This window comes from Pseudomonas sp. SMV7, assembly GCF_052041995.1.
Taxonomy (GTDB): Bacteria; Pseudomonadota; Gammaproteobacteria; order Pseudomonadales; family Pseudomonadaceae; genus Aquipseudomonas.
Genome location: NZ_JBKGGT010000037.1, coordinates 1 through 15,765, shown reverse-complemented (window position 1 = coordinate 15,765; position 15,765 = coordinate 1). Strand labels below are relative to the sequence as shown.

General features: G+C 61.3%; 16 protein-coding genes. 5 read left to right on the top strand and 11 right to left on the bottom strand.

The genetic code is table 11. The features are described from left to right. The 5 genes from ACLEJP_RS25300 to rplM form a co-directional block, all read right to left on the bottom strand. Positions 1-777: cytochrome c1 (locus ACLEJP_RS25300; protein WP_225779170.1), on the bottom strand; the 777-nt coding region annotated here is incomplete at its 3' end. Continuing rightward, positions 777-1,988 carry a cytochrome b gene (locus ACLEJP_RS25295; protein WP_170032442.1) on the bottom strand — a complete coding sequence of 404 codons (1,212 nt, stop codon included), beginning with the start codon at positions 1,986-1,988 and terminating at the stop codon, positions 777-779. The genes ACLEJP_RS25300 and ACLEJP_RS25295, both read right to left, overlap by 1 nt. Beyond that, positions 1,988-2,581, bottom strand: coding sequence for a ubiquinol-cytochrome c reductase iron-sulfur subunit (petA, locus tag ACLEJP_RS25290; protein ID WP_225779171.1), 594 nt, complete (start codon positions 2,579-2,581; stop codon positions 1,988-1,990). Before petA ends, ACLEJP_RS25295 begins: the two co-directional genes overlap by 1 nt. A 263-nt stretch (positions 2,582-2,844) precedes the next feature. Beyond that, the gene (rpsI, locus tag ACLEJP_RS25285) at positions 2,845-3,237 is read right to left on the bottom strand and encodes a 30S ribosomal protein S9 (RefSeq protein WP_003260797.1); all 393 of its coding nucleotides are present in this window, start codon (positions 3,235-3,237) and stop codon (positions 2,845-2,847) included. Positions 3,238-3,251: 14 nt separating this feature from the next. After that, positions 3,252-3,680: a 50S ribosomal protein L13 gene (gene rplM / locus ACLEJP_RS25280; RefSeq protein WP_003260798.1), complete on the bottom strand. Its 429-nt coding sequence runs from the start codon at positions 3,678-3,680 to the stop codon at positions 3,252-3,254. Positions 3,681-3,938: 258 nt separating this feature from the next. Between rplM and ACLEJP_RS25275 the strand changes: the two genes are divergently transcribed. Together ACLEJP_RS25275 and ACLEJP_RS25270 are read left to right on the top strand one after the other, a co-directional pair. After that, a complete protein-coding gene (locus tag ACLEJP_RS25275) occupies positions 3,939-4,979 on the top strand; it encodes an NADP(H)-dependent aldo-keto reductase (protein WP_440810838.1) in 1,041 nt (346 codons plus the stop codon). A gap of 212 nt (positions 4,980-5,191) precedes the next feature. Further along, positions 5,192-6,112, top strand: coding sequence for a GlxA family transcriptional regulator (locus tag ACLEJP_RS25270; protein WP_225780744.1), 921 nt, complete (start codon positions 5,192-5,194; stop codon positions 6,110-6,112). A gap of 33 nt (positions 6,113-6,145) precedes the next feature. On the opposite strand, the gene zapE is transcribed toward ACLEJP_RS25270, so the two are convergent. The 3 genes from zapE to ACLEJP_RS25255 form a co-directional block, all read right to left on the bottom strand. Beyond that, on the bottom strand, positions 6,146-7,240 hold the full coding sequence (zapE, locus tag ACLEJP_RS25265) for a cell division protein ZapE (RefSeq protein WP_289130765.1): 1,095 nt from the start codon (positions 7,238-7,240) through the stop codon (positions 6,146-6,148). Positions 7,241-7,395: 155 nt separating this feature from the next. Then, a complete protein-coding gene (locus tag ACLEJP_RS25260) occupies positions 7,396-8,745 on the bottom strand; it encodes a tryptophan--tRNA ligase (RefSeq protein ID WP_440810835.1) in 1,350 nt (449 codons plus the stop codon). 25 nt (positions 8,746-8,770) lie between these two features. Continuing rightward, entirely contained in the window at positions 8,771-9,406 is a 636-nt protein-coding gene (locus tag ACLEJP_RS25255; RefSeq protein WP_440810832.1) for an alpha/beta hydrolase, read from the bottom strand. Positions 9,407-9,541: 135 nt separating this feature from the next. Between ACLEJP_RS25255 and ACLEJP_RS25250 the strand changes: the two genes are divergently transcribed. Beyond that, positions 9,542-9,979, top strand: coding sequence for a YhcB family protein (locus ACLEJP_RS25250; RefSeq protein ID WP_391127640.1), 438 nt, complete (start codon positions 9,542-9,544; stop codon positions 9,977-9,979). Positions 9,980-10,148: 169 nt separating this feature from the next. Continuing rightward, the gene (locus ACLEJP_RS25245) at positions 10,149-10,829 is read left to right on the top strand and encodes a hypothetical protein (protein WP_440810830.1); all 681 of its coding nucleotides are present in this window, start codon (positions 10,149-10,151) and stop codon (positions 10,827-10,829) included. Positions 10,830-10,891: 62 nt separating this feature from the next. Here the strand turns inward: ACLEJP_RS25245 and ACLEJP_RS25240 are convergent, their stop codons facing one another. After that, the gene (locus ACLEJP_RS25240; RefSeq protein ID WP_440810827.1) at positions 10,892-12,097 is read right to left on the bottom strand and encodes a methionine gamma-lyase; all 1,206 of its coding nucleotides are present in this window, start codon (positions 12,095-12,097) and stop codon (positions 10,892-10,894) included. 127 nt (positions 12,098-12,224) lie between these two features. On the opposite strand from ACLEJP_RS25240, the gene ACLEJP_RS25235 reads away from it, so the two are divergent. Continuing rightward, complete coding sequence (locus ACLEJP_RS25235; RefSeq protein ID WP_440810825.1) at positions 12,225-12,704, top strand: Lrp/AsnC family transcriptional regulator; 480 nt, start codon at positions 12,225-12,227, stop codon at positions 12,702-12,704. Between the two features lie 65 nt (positions 12,705-12,769). On the opposite strand, the gene cysN is transcribed toward ACLEJP_RS25235, so the two are convergent. Next, positions 12,770-14,671 (bottom strand): sulfate adenylyltransferase subunit CysN, encoded by a 1,902-nt coding sequence (gene cysN / locus ACLEJP_RS25230; protein WP_170032458.1) that lies wholly within the window; start codon positions 14,669-14,671, stop codon positions 12,770-12,772. Positions 14,672-14,686: 15 nt separating this feature from the next. After that, the gene (gene cysD, locus ACLEJP_RS25225; protein ID WP_186685362.1) at positions 14,687-15,604 is read right to left on the bottom strand and encodes a sulfate adenylyltransferase subunit CysD; all 918 of its coding nucleotides are present in this window, start codon (positions 15,602-15,604) and stop codon (positions 14,687-14,689) included. Positions 15,605-15,765 lie beyond the last annotated feature (161 nt).

Below are 15,765 nucleotides of genomic sequence, written 5' to 3'. Positions count from 1 at the left end.
GTGCACGTCCTTCCAGTATTCACGCTTGAGCAAATAGGCAAATACGAAGAAGAAAGCCAGGTACAGCAACACGTAGGTACCGATGCGCTGGCTTTCCAGTTTGACCGGGTTGGCCGAATAGGCCAGGAAGGTCACCAGGTTCTTGACCTTCTCGTCGAACTGCTCGGCCGTCAGGGTACCGGAATTCGGCGTAATGGTCAGCTGGTCGCAAGCTTCATGGGTGATCGGGCTGCCGGTCAACGGGTCGAACTGCTTCTTGCCATCGGTCACGGTCTGCACCTGCTTGCAACCGATCACCTGGTTTCCTTGCAGGCCGACCAGCACGTTAGGCATGCCCACGTTCGGGAACACCTTGTTGTTCACCCCGTACGGCCGCGACGGGTCTTCATAGAAGCTGCGCAGGTAGGTGTACAACCAGTCGGTGCCGCGCACCCGGGCCACCAGGGTCAGGTCAGGCGGTGCGGCACCGAACCAGGTCTTGGCATCACTGGGCTTCATGCCGATCTGCATGTGGTCACCAATCTTGGCACCGGTGAACACCAGCTTCTCGAGCATCAGTTCGTGAGGGATGCCCAGGTCATCGGCGACCCGCTCGTAACGCTGGAACTTGGCACTGTGGCAACCCATGCAATAGTTGGCGAAGGTCCGCGCACCGTCCTGCATGGCGGCCTTGTCGCTCAGGTCGATGTCGACCTTGTCCAGCTCCACACCGGTTTCGGCCGCGAAGGAAAAGGCAGGCATCACTGCCAGCAAAAATACTGCAATCAACTTTTTCATCAGCCAGTCACCCTTTCCGGAACCGGTTTGGTCTTCTCGAGCCTTGTATAGAACGGCATCAGCAGGAAGTAGGCGAAGTACAACACTGTGCACACCTGCGACAGCAAGGTACGCCCAGGCGTCGGCGCCAGTACACCGAGCACGCCGAGGATGACGAAGGCGATGCAGAACACCAGCAGGAAGAGCTTGCTGATCCAGCCCTTGTAGCGCATGGAGCGCACCGGGCTGCGGTCGAGCCAGGGCAGCACGAACAGCACGGCAATCGCTGCCCCCATGGCGATCACGCCCATCAGCTTGTCAGGCACTGCACGCAAGATCGCGTAGAACGGCGTGAAGTACCACACAGGCGCAATGTGCTCAGGGGTCTTGAAGGCGTTGGCCTGCTCGAAGTTCGGTTTTTCCAGGAAATAGCCACCCATTTCCGGGAAGAAGAACACCACGGCACAGAACACGAAGAGGAACACCACCACCCCGACAATGTCCTTGACGGTGTAGTAGGGGTGGAACGGAATGCCGTCCAGCGGGATGCCGTTTTCATCTTTCTTCTTCTTGATGTCGACGCCATCCGGGTTGTTCGAGCCCACTTCGTGCAGGGCAAGAATGTGCAACACCACCAGGCCGAGGATCACGATCGGCAGGGCGACGACGTGCAGGGCGAAGAAGCGGTTCAGGGTAATGCCGGAGATCAGGTAGTCACCGCGGATCCACTGGGTGAGGTCGCCACCGATCACCGGGATGGCACCGAACAGCGAGATGATCACCTGGGCGCCCCAGTAGGACATCTGGCCCCACGGCAGCAGGTAGCCCATGAAGGCTTCAGCCATCAACGCCAGGTAGATCAGCATGCCGAACAGCCATACCAGCTCGCGCGGCTTCTGGTAGGAGCCGTAGAGCAGGCCGCGGAACATGTGCAGGTAAACCACGATGAAGAACGCCGAGGCACCGGTGGAGTGCAGGTAGCGCAGGATCCAGCCGTATTCCACGTCACGCATGATGTACTCGACCGAAGCGAACGCCTCTTCCGCCGAGGGGGTGAAGCTCATGGTCAGCCACACACCGGTGACGATCTGGTTGACCAGCACCAGCAACGCGAGGGAGCCAAAGAAGTACAGGAAATTGAAGTTCTTGGGTGCGTAATACTTGCTCAGGTGGTCTTCCCACATCTTGGTGGCAGGGAAGCGAGCATCAATCCAGTCCATGAACTTGCTCATCATGCGTTCTCCTGGTCAACGCCGATGACGACGATCTCGTCCGACTCGTAAGAGTGCGGTGGCACGGGCAGGTTGAGAGGTGCCGGCTGCGACTTGTAGACACGACCAGCCAGGTCGTAGTGGGAGCCGTGGCATGGGCAGAAATAGCCACCGACCCATTTCGGGCCGAGGTCAGCAGGCGCGACTTCCGGGCGGAAGGTGGGTGAGCAGCCGAGGTGGGTGCACAAGCCGACGAGGATGAGGATTTCCGGCTTGATCGAACGGACCTGCGGATCGACGTAGGTCGGCTGCACCGAAGCCTTGGACTCAGGGTCAGCGAGATCACCGGCAACTTTTTTCAGGTTGCCGAGGATTTCCTCCGTTCGCCGCACGATGAACACCGGCTGTCCCCGCCACTCGGCCACCATCTGCTGCCCGGCCTCGACCTTGGCAATATTGACCTTCACCGGTGCACCTGCGGCTTTCGCCTTGGCACTGGGAAACCATGACCCCACGAACGGTACCGCAGCCCCCACTGCCCCCGCCGCCCCGACTACGGATGTCGCGGCTACGAGGAAGCGGCGCCGGCCTGCGTTGACGCCGTCATTGCTCATTCAGTCCTCTCCCATCAGCTTGCTTGGCCTGTTGAACCAGACCTGTACTTAGGTTGTGTCAGTGGCACTAAAAATTGGCCGCCATGGTAAGAAACAAATCCACACACTGACAAGGTGATTACCCCGACCAAGGGCGCCTACCCGCGCTTTGCTTGATCTGCGTCTATGCGACAAGTGGTCACTGACATGCTGACAGGTTAGTTCAAGACATAAAAAAAGCCCGGTTCCAAGGAACCGGGCTTTTTTCGACTGCCGAAGCGGTATTAACGCTTGGAGTACTGAGGACGCTTACGCGCTTTACGCAGACCCACTTTCTTACGCTCGACTTCACGAGCGTCGCGGGTGACGTAGCCAGCACGACGCAGAGCGCCACGCAGGGTTTCGTCGTATTCCATCAGGGCGCGGGTGATACCGTGACGGATCGCACCGGCCTGACCGCTGACACCACCACCGGAAACGGTGACGTAGATGTCGAACTTCTCGACGGTTTCGGTCAGCTCGAGCGGCTGACGAACAACCATGCGAGCGGTTTCACGACCGAAGAACACGTCCAGAGAACGGTTGTTGATGGAAATGTTACCAGTACCCGGACGCAGGAATACGCGAGCGGTTGCGGTCTTGCGACGGCCAGTGCCGTAGTTTTGAGTCGCCGACATAATGAACTATCCCGTTAGATCTTCAGTTCTTGAGGCTGCTGAGCAGTGTGTGGGTGAGCAGCACCCGCGTACACTTTCAGCTTGCGGTACATGTCGCGACCCAGCGGGTTCTTCGGCAGCATGCCTTTGACCGCAGTTTCGATAACACGCTCAGGGGCCTTGGCGATCAACTTCTCGAAGTTGATTTCCTTGATACCGCCCGGGAAACCGGAGTGGGAGTAGTACATCTTGTCGGAAGACTTGGCACCAGTCACACGAACCTGCTCGGCGTTGATAACGACGATGTAGTCGCCGGTGTCAACGTGAGGGGTGTATTCTGGCTTGTGTTTGCCACGCAGACGGCTAGCGATTTCGGTAGCCAGACGACCCAGGGTCTGGCCAGCGGCGTCGACTACGAACCACTCGCGCTTTACTGTTTCCGGTTTAGCAGTAAAAGTTTTCATTCTCTAAAGCCTCAGAGGCCGCCCAGCGAAAAATAGACGGCGAATCTTACTGGATAGTGCACAGCTTGCCAAGGGCAAGCGCGCAGCCGAACACTGACGCTTTTGGGGGCTCGGGTCAGGCACGCCAACGTTCGACGGGGTTCTTCCTGCGTGGTGGTGCATCACTTCCGCCACACGGAGAGGTGCCGAATTATCCAGATTGCGCGAAATTTTTCAACCTGCTTTGATGAGCTTTCATTGCCAAGGAGTGTCTACCCGATGGAATACCGCCAGCTCGGCCGTACCGACCTCAACGTCAGCGCCCTGTGCCTGGGCACCATGACCTGGGGTGAACAGAACGACCAGGCCGAGGCCTTCGAGCAGATTGCCCGGGCCAAGGCCGCCGGGGTCAACTTCATCGACACCGCCGAGATGTACCCGGTGCCGCCCCGCCCCGAGACCTATGCCGCCACCGAGCGCATCATCGGCAACTGGTTCCGCACCAGGGGTGATCGTGATGACTGGGTGCTGGCCAGCAAGGTCGCAGGCCCGGGCAACGGCATCAGCCACATTCGCGACGGCCAGCTCAAGCACAACCGCCAGCACATCGTCGCGGCGCTGGACGAGAGCCTCAAGCGCCTGCAGACCGACCGCATCGACCTGTACCAGCTGCACTGGCCGGAGCGCAGCACCAACTTCTTCGGCAAGCTGGGCTACCAGCACCTGCCACAGGACCACTTCACCCCGCTGGAAGAAACCCTCGAAGTGCTCGATGAGCAGGTGCGCGCCGGCAAGATCCGCCACGTCGGGCTGTCCAACGAAACGCCGTGGGGCACCATGAAATTCCTGCAGCTGGCAGAAAGCCGTGGCTGGCCGCGGGCGGTGTCGATCCAGAACCCGTACAACCTGCTCAACCGCAGCTTCGAAGTTGGCCTGGCGGAAGTGGCCATCCGCGAGCAGTGCGGCCTGCTGGCCTACTCGCCGCTGGCCTTCGGCATGCTGTCGGGCAAGTACGAGAACGGCGTGCGGCCAGCCAACGCACGCCTGACCCTGTTCAGCCGCTTTGCCCGCTACTCCAACCCGCAGACCGTGGCCGCCTGCAGCCGTTATGTGCAGCTGGCCCGCGAGCACGGCCTGGACCCGGCGCAGATGGCGCTGGCATTCGTCACCCGGCAACCGTTCGTGACCAGCAATATCATCGGCGCGACCAGCCTGGCGCAACTGGACAGCAACCTGGCCAGCCTGGAGCTGAAGCTGAGCGATGAACTGCTGGCGGCGATCGAGGCGATTCACCAGGAGCAGCCGAACCCGGCACCTTGAGGGTAACCCTGTGCCGCCTTCTTCGCGGGTAAGCCCGCGAAGAACCAGCGCGGTGCATCGGGCTGGACACCATCGCCAAAAAATAAGACGATCCAGCCGGTGATTGACCACTCTACCCTATAAGAACAATGACAATGATGTTTACCCAACCCTCCGCGTCGCTGCGGCGCGTCAGCATCCTGGCCATTGACAAGGTGTTCGCTTCGACCTTGATGCAGGCCAAGGACTTCTTCCACCTCGCCAGCCTGCGCTACGGCAAGCAGCTTGGCCTGGGCCTGCAGCCCATGTTCGAGATTCGCCTGGTGAGCCCGGACGGCCAGCCCGTGGACAGCTTCAGCAACGTGCAATTGCCGGTCGATGGTGGCCTGGACGATGCCGACGTGATCATCCTGCCGGCCTTCTGGGACGATTTCGACAACCTGCTGCAGCGTTATCCACAGGTGTTGCCATGGCTGCGCGAGCAGCATGCCCGTGGCGCAGTACTGTGCGCCGAGGCCAGCGGCGTGTTCTGGCTGGCCGAGTCAGGCCTGCTCGACGGCAAGGAGGCCACCACCTACTGGCGCTTCTTCAACAGCTTTGCCGAACGTTTCCCGAAGATCCGCCTGAACCAGGACAAGCACCTGACCGACGCCGACAACCTGTATTGCGCCGGCGGCACCACTTCGGCCTGCGACCTGTACATCTACCTGATCGAACGCTTCTGCGGCGCCAACGTGGCCCGCGCCGTGTCCCGCGACATCCTCTACGAGGTGCAGCGCAACTACACCCCGGGGCGCATGGGTTTTGGCGGTCAGAAGCTGCATCAGGACCTGGTCATCCTGCAGATCCAGCACTGGCTGGAAGAGCACTTCGCCGACAAGTTCCGCTTCGAGGACGTGGCCCGCAACCATGGCATGAGCATCCGCAACTTCATGCGCCGCTTCCAGGGAGCGACCGGCGACAAGCCGCTGCATTACCTGCAACGGCTGCGGATCGAGACGGCGAAAGGCTTGCTGTCGAGTACGCGCAAGAGCATCAAGACCATCAGCTACGAGGTCGGTTACGACGATGCCAGTTTCTTTGCGCGGCTGTTTCGCCAGCACACGGAGTTGTCGCCGAACCAGTATCGGCAGCAGTTCATGCAGGAGGCTTGAGAGCCAGGGGGCTGCCTTGCAGCCCCTGGCGTCTTACGGCTTGTGCGCGCGAGACAGGAATTCGTGCGACTGCATCTCCAGCAACCGGCTCAGGGTACGCTGGAATTCGAAGGCCAGGCGCCCGCCGGTATACAGGTCCTTCAGCTCAACCTCGGCCGAGATGATCAGCTTGACGTTGCGGTCGTAGAACTCGTCCACCATGTTGATGAAGCGGCGGGCGATGTCGTCGGTAGTGACGCCCATCTGCTCCACGTTGCTCAGCAGCACGGCATGGAAGATCTTGCCCAGCTCGATGTAGTCGTTCTGGCTACGCGGGCCGTCACACAGGGCGCGGAAGTCGAACCAAGCCACGTCGTCACAGGTCAGCAAGGCCTGGATCGGACGATTCTCGATCATCAGCACGTCGTTCTCGACCGCCTGGGTGCATTCAGGGGTCAATGCCTTGAAGCTGGCGCGCAGGCTCTGGTGCGCCGCCTCATCGAGCGGGTAGTGGTACAGTTCGGCCTGCTCCAGGTGACGCAGGCGATAGTCGACCCCGCTGTCGACGTTCACCACGTCGGTGTACTGCTTGATCATGGCGATGGCCGGCAGGAAGCGCGCGCGCTGCAGGCCGTCCTTGTACAGGCCGTCCGGCACGATGTTGGAGGTCGCCACCAGCGATACGCCGTTCTTGAACAGCTCTTCCATCAGGGTGCCGAGGATCATCGCGTCGGTAATGTCCGAGACGAAGAATTCGTCGAAGCAGATCACCCTGGCTTCTTCGCTGAAGCGCTTGGCAATGATGGTCAGCGGGTTCTTCTCGCCCTTGAGGGTTTTCATTTCCTCGTGCACACGCTTCATGAAGCGGTGGAAGTGCGTACGCATCTTCTGCTTGAACGGCAGCGCCTCGAAGAAGGTATCGACCAGGTAGGTCTTGCCGCGCCCTACCCCACCCCAGAAGTACAGGCCCTTGACTGGTGTCTGCTCCTTCCTGCCGAACAGCTTGCCGAACACGCCCGGCTTGTTGTTCTGCGCGTGCACGAGGTCGTCGTACAGGCGCTGCAGGTGACGCACCGCAGTTTCCTGCGCCGCGTCATGAAAGAAGTCGGGACGTTTCAGATCTGCTTGATATCGTTCTAGGGGCGTCATGATTTCGTTAGCGGGGCAACAAAAAACGGGCCGTCACTGTAGCGACAGGCCCGCTTAATGGCAATCAGTCTGTGGGAGCGGGCGTGCCCGCGAACACCGGCAAAGCCGGTGCCATGCACCGCGGCGCCTGTTTCGCGGGCGCGCCCGCTCCCACATCAGTCTGGTTGTGGCGCCAAGGCTACACGCAGGCTTTCGATGGCCGCATCACGCGCCTCGGCGTTGTCGAACTGCGGCCCGTCGGCGACCTGTTCACCATTCAGCCACAGACCGAAGCCCAGGCCCTCGACGCGCACATCCGCCTCACCACCCTGCTGCAACTGCTTGCTCACGGCGCCGGCGCTCTTGCCGTCGGCGAAGCTGCGCGACAGCAGCAACTGTTCACCGTCGGCACCCAGCAGGCGGAAGCGGAAGCTGCCGTCTTCATCACGGAAACTGACGAAACGCGCGCTCCTGGCGGCCTTTTTCTTCACTTCGGTGCTGACCTGCACATTGGCACGGAACGAACGCAGGCCAACGGCTTCGCGCAGTTGTTCGAGGAACGGCGTGGCGATCTTGCGCGCCTTGGCGGCACCGGCCAGCAGAATGTCTTCCAGGTCGGCAGGGCGGGCAATCAGCTGGTGGTAGTACTCGCGCTTTTCCGCCAGCTGGCCGTCCAGCAGCTGGAACAGGCGTTGCTTGGCCTCGCCCCAGCCCAGGCCCTGCAGCAGCTCCTCGCGGAACTCGGCGCATTGCGCCGGCGTCGAGAAGGCCTGGAACAGGGTGAACAGGTGCGCATTGTCAGGGTCTTTCGCTTCGCCGGGTGCACGCGAGTCGGTGACAATGCGCGAAATGGCGTCCTTCATTTCCTTGGCACTGGTGAACAGCGGGATGGTGTTGTCGTAGCTCTTGGACATCTTGCGCCCGTCCAGGCCCGGCAGGGTCGCCACGCTCTCCTCGATCACCGCCTCCGGCAGGGCGAAGAAGTCCTTGCCCTGGCCGAACAGGTGGTTGAAACGCTGGCCGATGTCACGGGCCATTTCCACGTGCTGGATCTGGTCACGCCCGACCGGCACCTTGTTGGCGTTGAACATCAGGATGTCGGCGGCCATCAGCACCGGGTAGCTGTACAGGCCCATGGTCACGCCGGCGTCCGGGTCTTCGCCGTTTTCCAGGTTCTTGTCCACCGAGGCCTTGTAGGCGTGCGCGCGGTTGAGCAGGCCCTTGGCGCTGACGCAGGTCAGCAGCCAGGTCAGTTCGGGGATTTCCGGGATGTCGGACTGGCGGTAGAACGTCACCTTGTCCGGGTCGAGGCCACCAGCCAGCCAGGTGGCGGCGATTTCCAGGCGCGAACGCTGGATGCGCAACGGGTCGTCGCACTTGATCAGCGCGTGGTAATCAGCCAGGAAGTAGAACGAGTCGACACCGGGTTGCTGGCTGGCAAGGATGGCCGGGCGGATGGCGCCGGCATAGTTGCCCAGGTGCGGAGTGCCGGTGGTGGTGATACCGGTAAGGATGCGCGTGGTCATGGGTGTTCGCTTATTCAGGCTTGGCTCAGTTCGAAAGGCGCGGCAGCAGCAGATCCTTCAGATCGGTCAGCTTGCCATGGAAGAAGTGTCCGCATTCTGCCACTTTCAGCAGCTCATGGGGGCGCGACAGGCTGTCAGACCAATCGTAAACCAGCTGCGGCGCGACGACTTCATCGGTGTCCGGCTGCACCACGGTGATCGGGCACTGCTGCGGCAGCGGGAACTCCGGAGTGAGGCGCATCACTGCCGGGGCAATCATGAACAGGTGCTGCAGCTCGGCCCCGGCGGCTTCCAGGCGGCCGGCCAGGCTGGTAGCGACGAAACCGCCGAACGAAAAGCCCATCAGCACCAACGGCAGGCCCGGGTGTTTTTCGCGCAGCCAGGCCGCGGCCGCCTCGGCATCGGCCACTTCGCCAGCGCCCATGTCGTGGCTGCCGGCGCTCTGGCCGACGCCGCGGTAGTTGAAGCGCAAGGTCACATAGCCAGCATCGCGGGCGGTGCGTTGCAGGGTCGAGACCACCTTGTTGAGCATGGTGCCGCCCTGGACCGGGTTGGGGTGGCAGATCAGCACCGCACCACGGGCATCGGCCACCTCCAGATACAAGGCTTCCAGCTGGCCGCTGGGGCCATCGATGAACAAGGGGGTTTCGCGGACAAGCAAGGCACTACTCCGTGACCTCGAAAGGGGTCGATTCGTCTAGGTGAGGAATTCTGTTCTGATTTGCGATCGCTCGCGGTATACAGCGCAGGTCTGAGCCGTTAACGTAAAGCAAAGCCGTTTATAGAGGAAGGACTCGTGGAACTCTCGCTCCTTGTTTGGTTGTTACCAACCTTGGCCTTGGTCATTGGTGTGGTAGTTGGTTTCGTCGTGGCCCGCCTGCTGCCCAATGCCGCGCCGAGCAGCACCCAGCGCCAGCTGGATGAGATGCAGAAACGCTTTGACAGCTACCAGAACGAAGTGGTGACCCACTTCAACAGCACTGCGGTACTGGTCAAGAAGCTGACCCAGAGCTACCAGGATGTCCAGGACCACCTGGCCGACGGCGCCAACACCCTGGCGCTGGACGAACTGACCCGCCAGCGCTTGCTGGCCGCGCTGCACTCCGAAGGCAGCCAAGGCCCGCGTGACCGCCTGACGCCGCCAAAAGACACTGCCGAAGTACCCCGCGACTACGCGCCAAAAGCGCCGAACTCGCCGGGCATGCTCGACGAGAGCTACGGGCTCAAGCGTTGATCGATTGCCAGGGAGGAGTGGGCCACTCCCTCCTCCTCGTTTTTCCCCCACACAAACCTGTCCCACACAAGGCTTCGCCCTTCTTACCCCGTCTAAGGCCGCATTTCCTGCTGCCGACCGTTCAGGCCCATCGAGATACTGCATAAGTCCCTCAACCCGGAGTAGACCTATGCTGACTTATCGACAACGCTCTTTCATTGCCACCCTCAAGGCCGTGGATGGCTCGTTGCACTTCCTCGACGAGTTGCACGGCGGGCCCACCGAGCTGGAAAAAACCTCACCCAGCGAACCTGGCAACCTGACCGCAGGCGGCCTGGCGACAGCCGGATTTGCCAGCCGAATGTTTCGTAACGTTGCTATTCGCCAGTATTTGAACAGCCAATCGGACAGCACGAAAAAAACCGAGCAAGTTAAAAAGCCGATCAAACGAGACGAGTCGCATTACCTGGGCCACGTATCGGACACACTTGATCTCCCACCCTTGACCCTTTACTTCCGCCGGGTAGAAAACGGCTACCGGCTGTTTGTTCGTTCAGAAATACGCTATGGGCTTGCACTGTACATTCACGACGAGGACTGCGTGGGTGCCTTCCGCTCGCCGCTCAATGGTGCCTACTCGACGCTTTTCGACTTGCTCGACTGCGACGATACACCCATTGCCTTCGAAGACCTCGCCGACCAGGCAACCGTGCGCCTGGCACCGGCCGGAAGACAAAATCCGCTTATGCTGCGTACCTTCAACGGGGTGCCGTTTACCTACATCTGCAAACAGGGTCAGCACCCCCTTGAGTTGCGCCTGAATATCCTCGAAAGAAATGCCGCCTACCTTAGTGACCCAGACGAAGTCTAAGGCCACGCACGCTATAGCAACGACGCAGTACAGGCCTACAAATACAACCGCGCAAGGCCAGCTCAGCCAGCCTGGTGGCTGGCCTTGAGCGCATGCTCGATATCTGCCAACAAGTCCTCTACATCCTCCAGCCCCACCGACAGGCGCACCAGCCCCTCCGAAATCCCGTGATGCACCCGCTCCTGCGGCGTATAGCTGGAGTGGGTCATGCTCGCCGGGTGCTGCGCCAGCGACTCGGCATCGCCCAGGCTCACCGCCCGGGCAAACAGCTGCAGCGCGTTCATGAACCTGCGCCCGGCCTCAATACCGCCTTTCAGCTCAAAAGCAATCATGCCGCCCGGCAAACGCATCTGCCGCTGCGCCAGTGCGTACTGCGGGAACGACGGCAATCCCGGGTAGTTGATCAGCTCCACCTGCGGCTGCCGAGCAAGAAACTGCGCCACTCGCTGGGCATTGGCACAATGACGATCCATGCGCAGGGCCAGCGTCTTTATCCCGCGCATCAGCAGCGCCGCATCATGTGGCGAAAGTACCGCCCCAGTCATGTCTTTCAGCCCTTCCAGACGAATGCGGTCCACCAACGCCCTGCGCCCTACCACCAAGCCGGCGGTGATATCACCATGACCACTGAGGTACTTGGTCGCAGAGTGCACCACCAGATCTGCCCCAAGCTCCAGCGGTCGCTGCAGGTATGGCGTGCAATAGGTGTTGTCGACCACCACCTGCACATCATGCCCGCGCACTGCCTCGACAACCGCCGCAATGTCCACCAGTTGCATATTGGGGTTGGCCGGGGTTTCGAAATAGATGATTCGCGTTTTGCTGTTGATTGCCGCTTTAAGCGCCTCGGCATCGTTAAGGTCGACATGGCGAATCTTCACCCCGAACTCGCCAATGCCGTGGTGCAAGAAGGCAAAGGTGCAGCCATACAACGTGCGCCCGACGATCATCTCATCGCCGGGCCGCAGCAAGGTCCAGATGGTCGAGGTAATCGCGCCCATCCCCGACGCCAGCGCCAAGCCTGCCTCACCGCCCTCCAGCGAGGCCATGCGCTGCTCCAGCAAGGCCAGGGTGGGGTTGGAGATGCGGCTGTAGAAATGCCCCGCCTCCTCACCCGCGAAGCACGCTGCGCCATATTCGACAGTGGGGAAGGCATAGGTAGCGGTCTGGTACACCGGCGGCACCAGGGCGCCGCCGTGGGAAAGCGGGTCGTAGCCATGATGAATGGCTCGTGTGGAAAAACCGGTGTTGTTATGGGAGTCGCGCATGGCAACAGCCTCTTGTGGTTTGCTATAAGCTTATGCCACCGAGCTGCCCGATTTTTTCCAAAATAGCCCAAGCATCCGCGTGCCTGCTGGAACAAAAACAACAATTACCGGATCAGGAGGGCAAGAAATGCCTTTGAGCCTCGACCGTACCGACCGCGCCCTGCTCGCTGCCCTGCAGGACAACGCCCGCCTGACCGTTGCCGAACTGGCCGACCAGGTGGCGCTGACCACCTCGCCCTGTTGGCGAAGGGTGAAGTTGCTGGAGGACAATGGCTATATCACCGGTTACCAGGCCATCCTGTCCCCCAAGTCGCTGGGCTTCGGCGTGACCGCGTTCGTCAGCATCATGATGGATTCGCACACCAAGGAAATGGCGCTGGCATTCGAGCGACGGTTGATGGAGATTCCCGAGATCGTCGCCTGCCATAACATTTCCGGGCGCTACGACTTCCTGCTGGAAATCCTCGCGCGGGACCTGGAGTCGTTCGGTGAGTTCACCCGCGAAGTCCTGCAGCGCTTGCCCGGGGTGAAAGAGATCTACTCAAGTTTTTCCTACAAGGCGGTCAAGGAACGACGCGTGATTCCAGTATCGGAAAAACACATCTGAACGCCTTGCGCGACTTCATGAAATAAAAAACCCCGCCGAGGCGGGGTTTTCTTGCGGCCTGGCGCTTAGATCGCGCCACGCTGACGCAGTACGTCCAGCACCTGTTTCACGCCCTCGTCGACACTGGTGGTCTGGGTGTCGATCACCAGGTCGGCATCCAGCGGCACATCGTACGGGAAGCTTTCGCCCGGGATGTTGTCGCCAGCGGCTGCGTACAGGCCCTGCGGGTCACGCTCACGGCAGGCCAGCGGCGAGGCCTGGACATAAACGGTCACCAGGCGCTCCTTGCCGATCAGCGCCTTGGCCTGTTCACGGCCTTCGGCATCCGGGGCCACGAACGCAGCCAGGGTCAGCAGGCCGGCTTCGTTGAACTGGCGCGCCACATGGGCGGCGCGACGCCAGTTTTCGGTGCGCCCCGCGCGGTCCTGCGGCAGGCCCTTGTTCAGGTCATGGCGCAGGTTCTGGCCGTCGAGTACGTACACCGCGCGGCCCATGTCGAACAGCTTGCGCTCCACGGCATAGGCCAGGGTGCTCTTGCCAGCGCCGGACAAGCCGCTGAACAGCACGGTCGCGGGTTGCTGACCGAAGCGCAGGGCGCGCTCTTCGGTGGAAACGTGGGCCTGCTTGCCGTGGTGGCCGGTGCTGCCGTGTGGCAGCACTGGCGGGGCGATGATCATGCCGGCGCCGACAGTGCCGTTGGTCAGGCGGTCGATGACGATGAACGCACCGGTGGTGCGGTTGCTGTCGTAGCCGTCCAGGGCGATCGGGGCGTCCAGGGATACCTTGACCCGACCGATCTCGTTCAGTTGCAGCGCGCTGGCAGCGCCCTGCTCCAGGGTGTTCACGTCGACCTTGTGGGTGATGCTGGCAATCGAGCCCGGCACGTAGCTGGTGGCGCGCTTGATGTCGTACTTCTTGCCCGGCAGCATCGGCTCCTCGGCCATCCACACCAGCATGGCATCGAACTGGTCGGTGACCGGCGGGACGTTGTCGGCATGCACCAGCAGGTCGCCACGGGAGATGTCGATCTCGTCTTCCATGGTCAGGGTCACGGCCTGGCCGGGGCCGGCGTTTTCCAGCTCACCTTCGTAGGTGACGATGGACTTGACCCGGCTGCTCTTGCCCGACGGCAGCACGACGATTTCGTCGCCCTTGTGCACCACGCCGCTGGCGATGGTGCCGGCAAAGCCACGGAAGTTCAGGTTCGGGCGGTTGACGTACTGCACCGGGAAGCGCAGGTCGGTGAAGTTGCGGTCGGCCGAGACCTCGACGGTTTCGAGGATTTCCATCAGCGTCGGGCCGGCGTACCACGGCGAGCGCTCGCTGTGGTTGACCACGTTATCGCCCTTGAGCGCCGACATCGGCACGAAGTGCAGGCTGCTCGGCACCAGGTTGATGGCCTCGGCGAACTTCAGGTAGTCGGCCTTGATCGACTCGAACACGCCCTGGTCGAAGCCCTTGAGGTCCATCTTGTTGACCGCGACGACGATGTGCTTGATGCCCAGCAGCGAGGCAATGTAGCTGTGGCGGCGGGTCTGGGTCTGCACGCCGTAGCGGGCATCGACCAGGATGATCGCCAGGTCGCAGGTGGACGCGCCGGTGGCCATGTTGCGGGTGTACTGCTCGTGGCCCGGGGTGTCGGCGATGATGAACTTGCGCTTGGCGGTGGAGAAGTAGCGGTAGGCAACGTCGATGGTGATGCCCTGCTCGCGCTCGGCCTGCAGGCCGTCGACCAGCAGTGCCAGGTCGACCTCTTCGCCGGTGGTGCCGACCTTCTTCGAATCACGGGTGATGGCCTCGAGGTGGTCCTCGTAGATCATCTTCGAGTCGTGCAGCAGGCGCCCGATCAGGGTGCTCTTGCCGTCGTCGACGTTGCCGCAGGTCAGGAAACGCAGCAGTTCCTTGCGCTCGTGCTGGGCCAGGTAGGCGAGGATGTCCTCGCTGATCAGATCAGATTGGTGCGACATGGAGTAACCCTGAAATTAGAAGTAGCCTTGGCGTTTCTTGTCTTCCATGGAGCCGGCGCCATCGTGGTCGATGACACGGCCCTGGCGTTCGGACGTACGGGTCAGGAGCATTTCCTGGATGATGTCCGTCAGGGTCTCGGCTTGCGACTCGACAGCACCCGTCAACGGGTAGCAGCCAAGGGTACGGAAACGCACCTTCTTCTTGACGATGCGCGCCTTCTCTTCATCGGTCAGATGCTCGAGGATGCGCTCGTCGTCGATCATGATCAGGGTGCCGTTCTTCTCGATGACCTCACGCTCGGCGGCGAAGTACAGCGGCACGATCGGTATGCCTTCGAGGTAGATATACTGCCAGATGTCCAGCTCGGTCCAGTTCGACAGCGGGAACACCCGGATCGACTCGCCCTTGTTGACCTTGCCGTTGTACACGTTCCACAACTCGGGGCGCTGGTTCTTCGGGTCCCAGCGGTGCTTGCTGTCGCGGAACGAGTACACGCGCTCCTTGGCCCGCGACTTCTCTTCGTCGCGGCGCGCGCCACCGAAGGCGGCATCGAAGCCATATTTGTCCAGCGCCTGCTTCAGGCCCTGGGTCTTCATGATGTCGGTGTGCTTGGAGCTGCCATGGGTGAACGGGTTGATACCCTGCGCCACACCTTCCGGGTTGACGTGGGTGATCAGCTCCAGGCCCATTTCCTCGACCATCTTGTCGCGGAAGCGGTACATCTCCTGGAATTTCCACTGGGTGTCGACATGCATGACCGGGAACGGCAGCTTGCCCGGGAAGAAGGCCTTGCGCGCCAGGTGCAGCATCACGGCGGAATCCTTGCCGATCGAGTACAGCATCACCGGGTTGTCGAACTCGGCGGCCACCTCGCGGATGATGTGGATACTCTCCGCCTCCAGCTGTTTCAAGTGCGTCAGTTTGTCGACCATGGCTACTCACGAAAAACGATCTTATGGACGGCCTGCGGGCCGTGTTCGAGCGAGCCACTTTATCACAGCGGGTGCTTCTATTTAGGAGGCCGGCTAGATCGAAAAAGTCTAACGATATGACTGAGGGTTTGGGCTGGAATCGGGGGCCGCTCTGCGGCCCT

Bases quoted from the DNA above. Each gene is read 5' to 3' on its own strand.
- ACLEJP_RS25275 (WP_440810838.1), top strand. From the start codon at position 3,939: ATGGAATACCGCCAGCTCGGCCGTACCGACCTCAACGTCAGCGCCCTG.
- ACLEJP_RS25240 (WP_440810827.1), bottom strand. From the start codon at position 12,097: ATGCGCGACTCCCATAACAACACCGGTTTTTCCACACGAGCCATTCAT.
- zapE (WP_289130765.1), bottom strand. From the start codon at position 7,240: ATGACGCCCCTAGAACGATATCAAGCAGATCTGAAACGTCCCGACTTC.
- rpsI (WP_003260797.1), bottom strand. From the start codon at position 3,237: ATGTCGGCGACTCAAAACTACGGCACTGGCCGTCGCAAGACCGCAACC.
- rplM (WP_003260798.1), bottom strand. From the start codon at position 3,680: ATGAAAACTTTTACTGCTAAACCGGAAACAGTAAAGCGCGAGTGGTTC.
- petA (WP_225779171.1), bottom strand. From the start codon at position 2,581: ATGAGCAATGACGGCGTCAACGCAGGCCGGCGCCGCTTCCTCGTAGCC.
- ACLEJP_RS25295 (WP_170032442.1), bottom strand. From the start codon at position 1,988: ATGAGCAAGTTCATGGACTGGATTGATGCTCGCTTCCCTGCCACCAAG.
- cysN (WP_170032458.1), bottom strand. From the start codon at position 14,671: ATGTCGCACCAATCTGATCTGATCAGCGAGGACATCCTCGCCTACCTG.
- ACLEJP_RS25235 (WP_440810825.1), top strand. From the start codon at position 12,225: ATGCCTTTGAGCCTCGACCGTACCGACCGCGCCCTGCTCGCTGCCCTG.
- ACLEJP_RS25260 (WP_440810835.1), bottom strand. From the start codon at position 8,745: ATGACCACGCGCATCCTTACCGGTATCACCACCACCGGCACTCCGCAC.
- cysD (WP_186685362.1), bottom strand. From the start codon at position 15,604: ATGGTCGACAAACTGACGCACTTGAAACAGCTGGAGGCGGAGAGTATC.
- ACLEJP_RS25270 (WP_225780744.1), top strand. From the start codon at position 5,192: ATGCAGGCCAAGGACTTCTTCCACCTCGCCAGCCTGCGCTACGGCAAG.
- ACLEJP_RS25245 (WP_440810830.1), top strand. From the start codon at position 10,149: ATGCTGACTTATCGACAACGCTCTTTCATTGCCACCCTCAAGGCCGTG.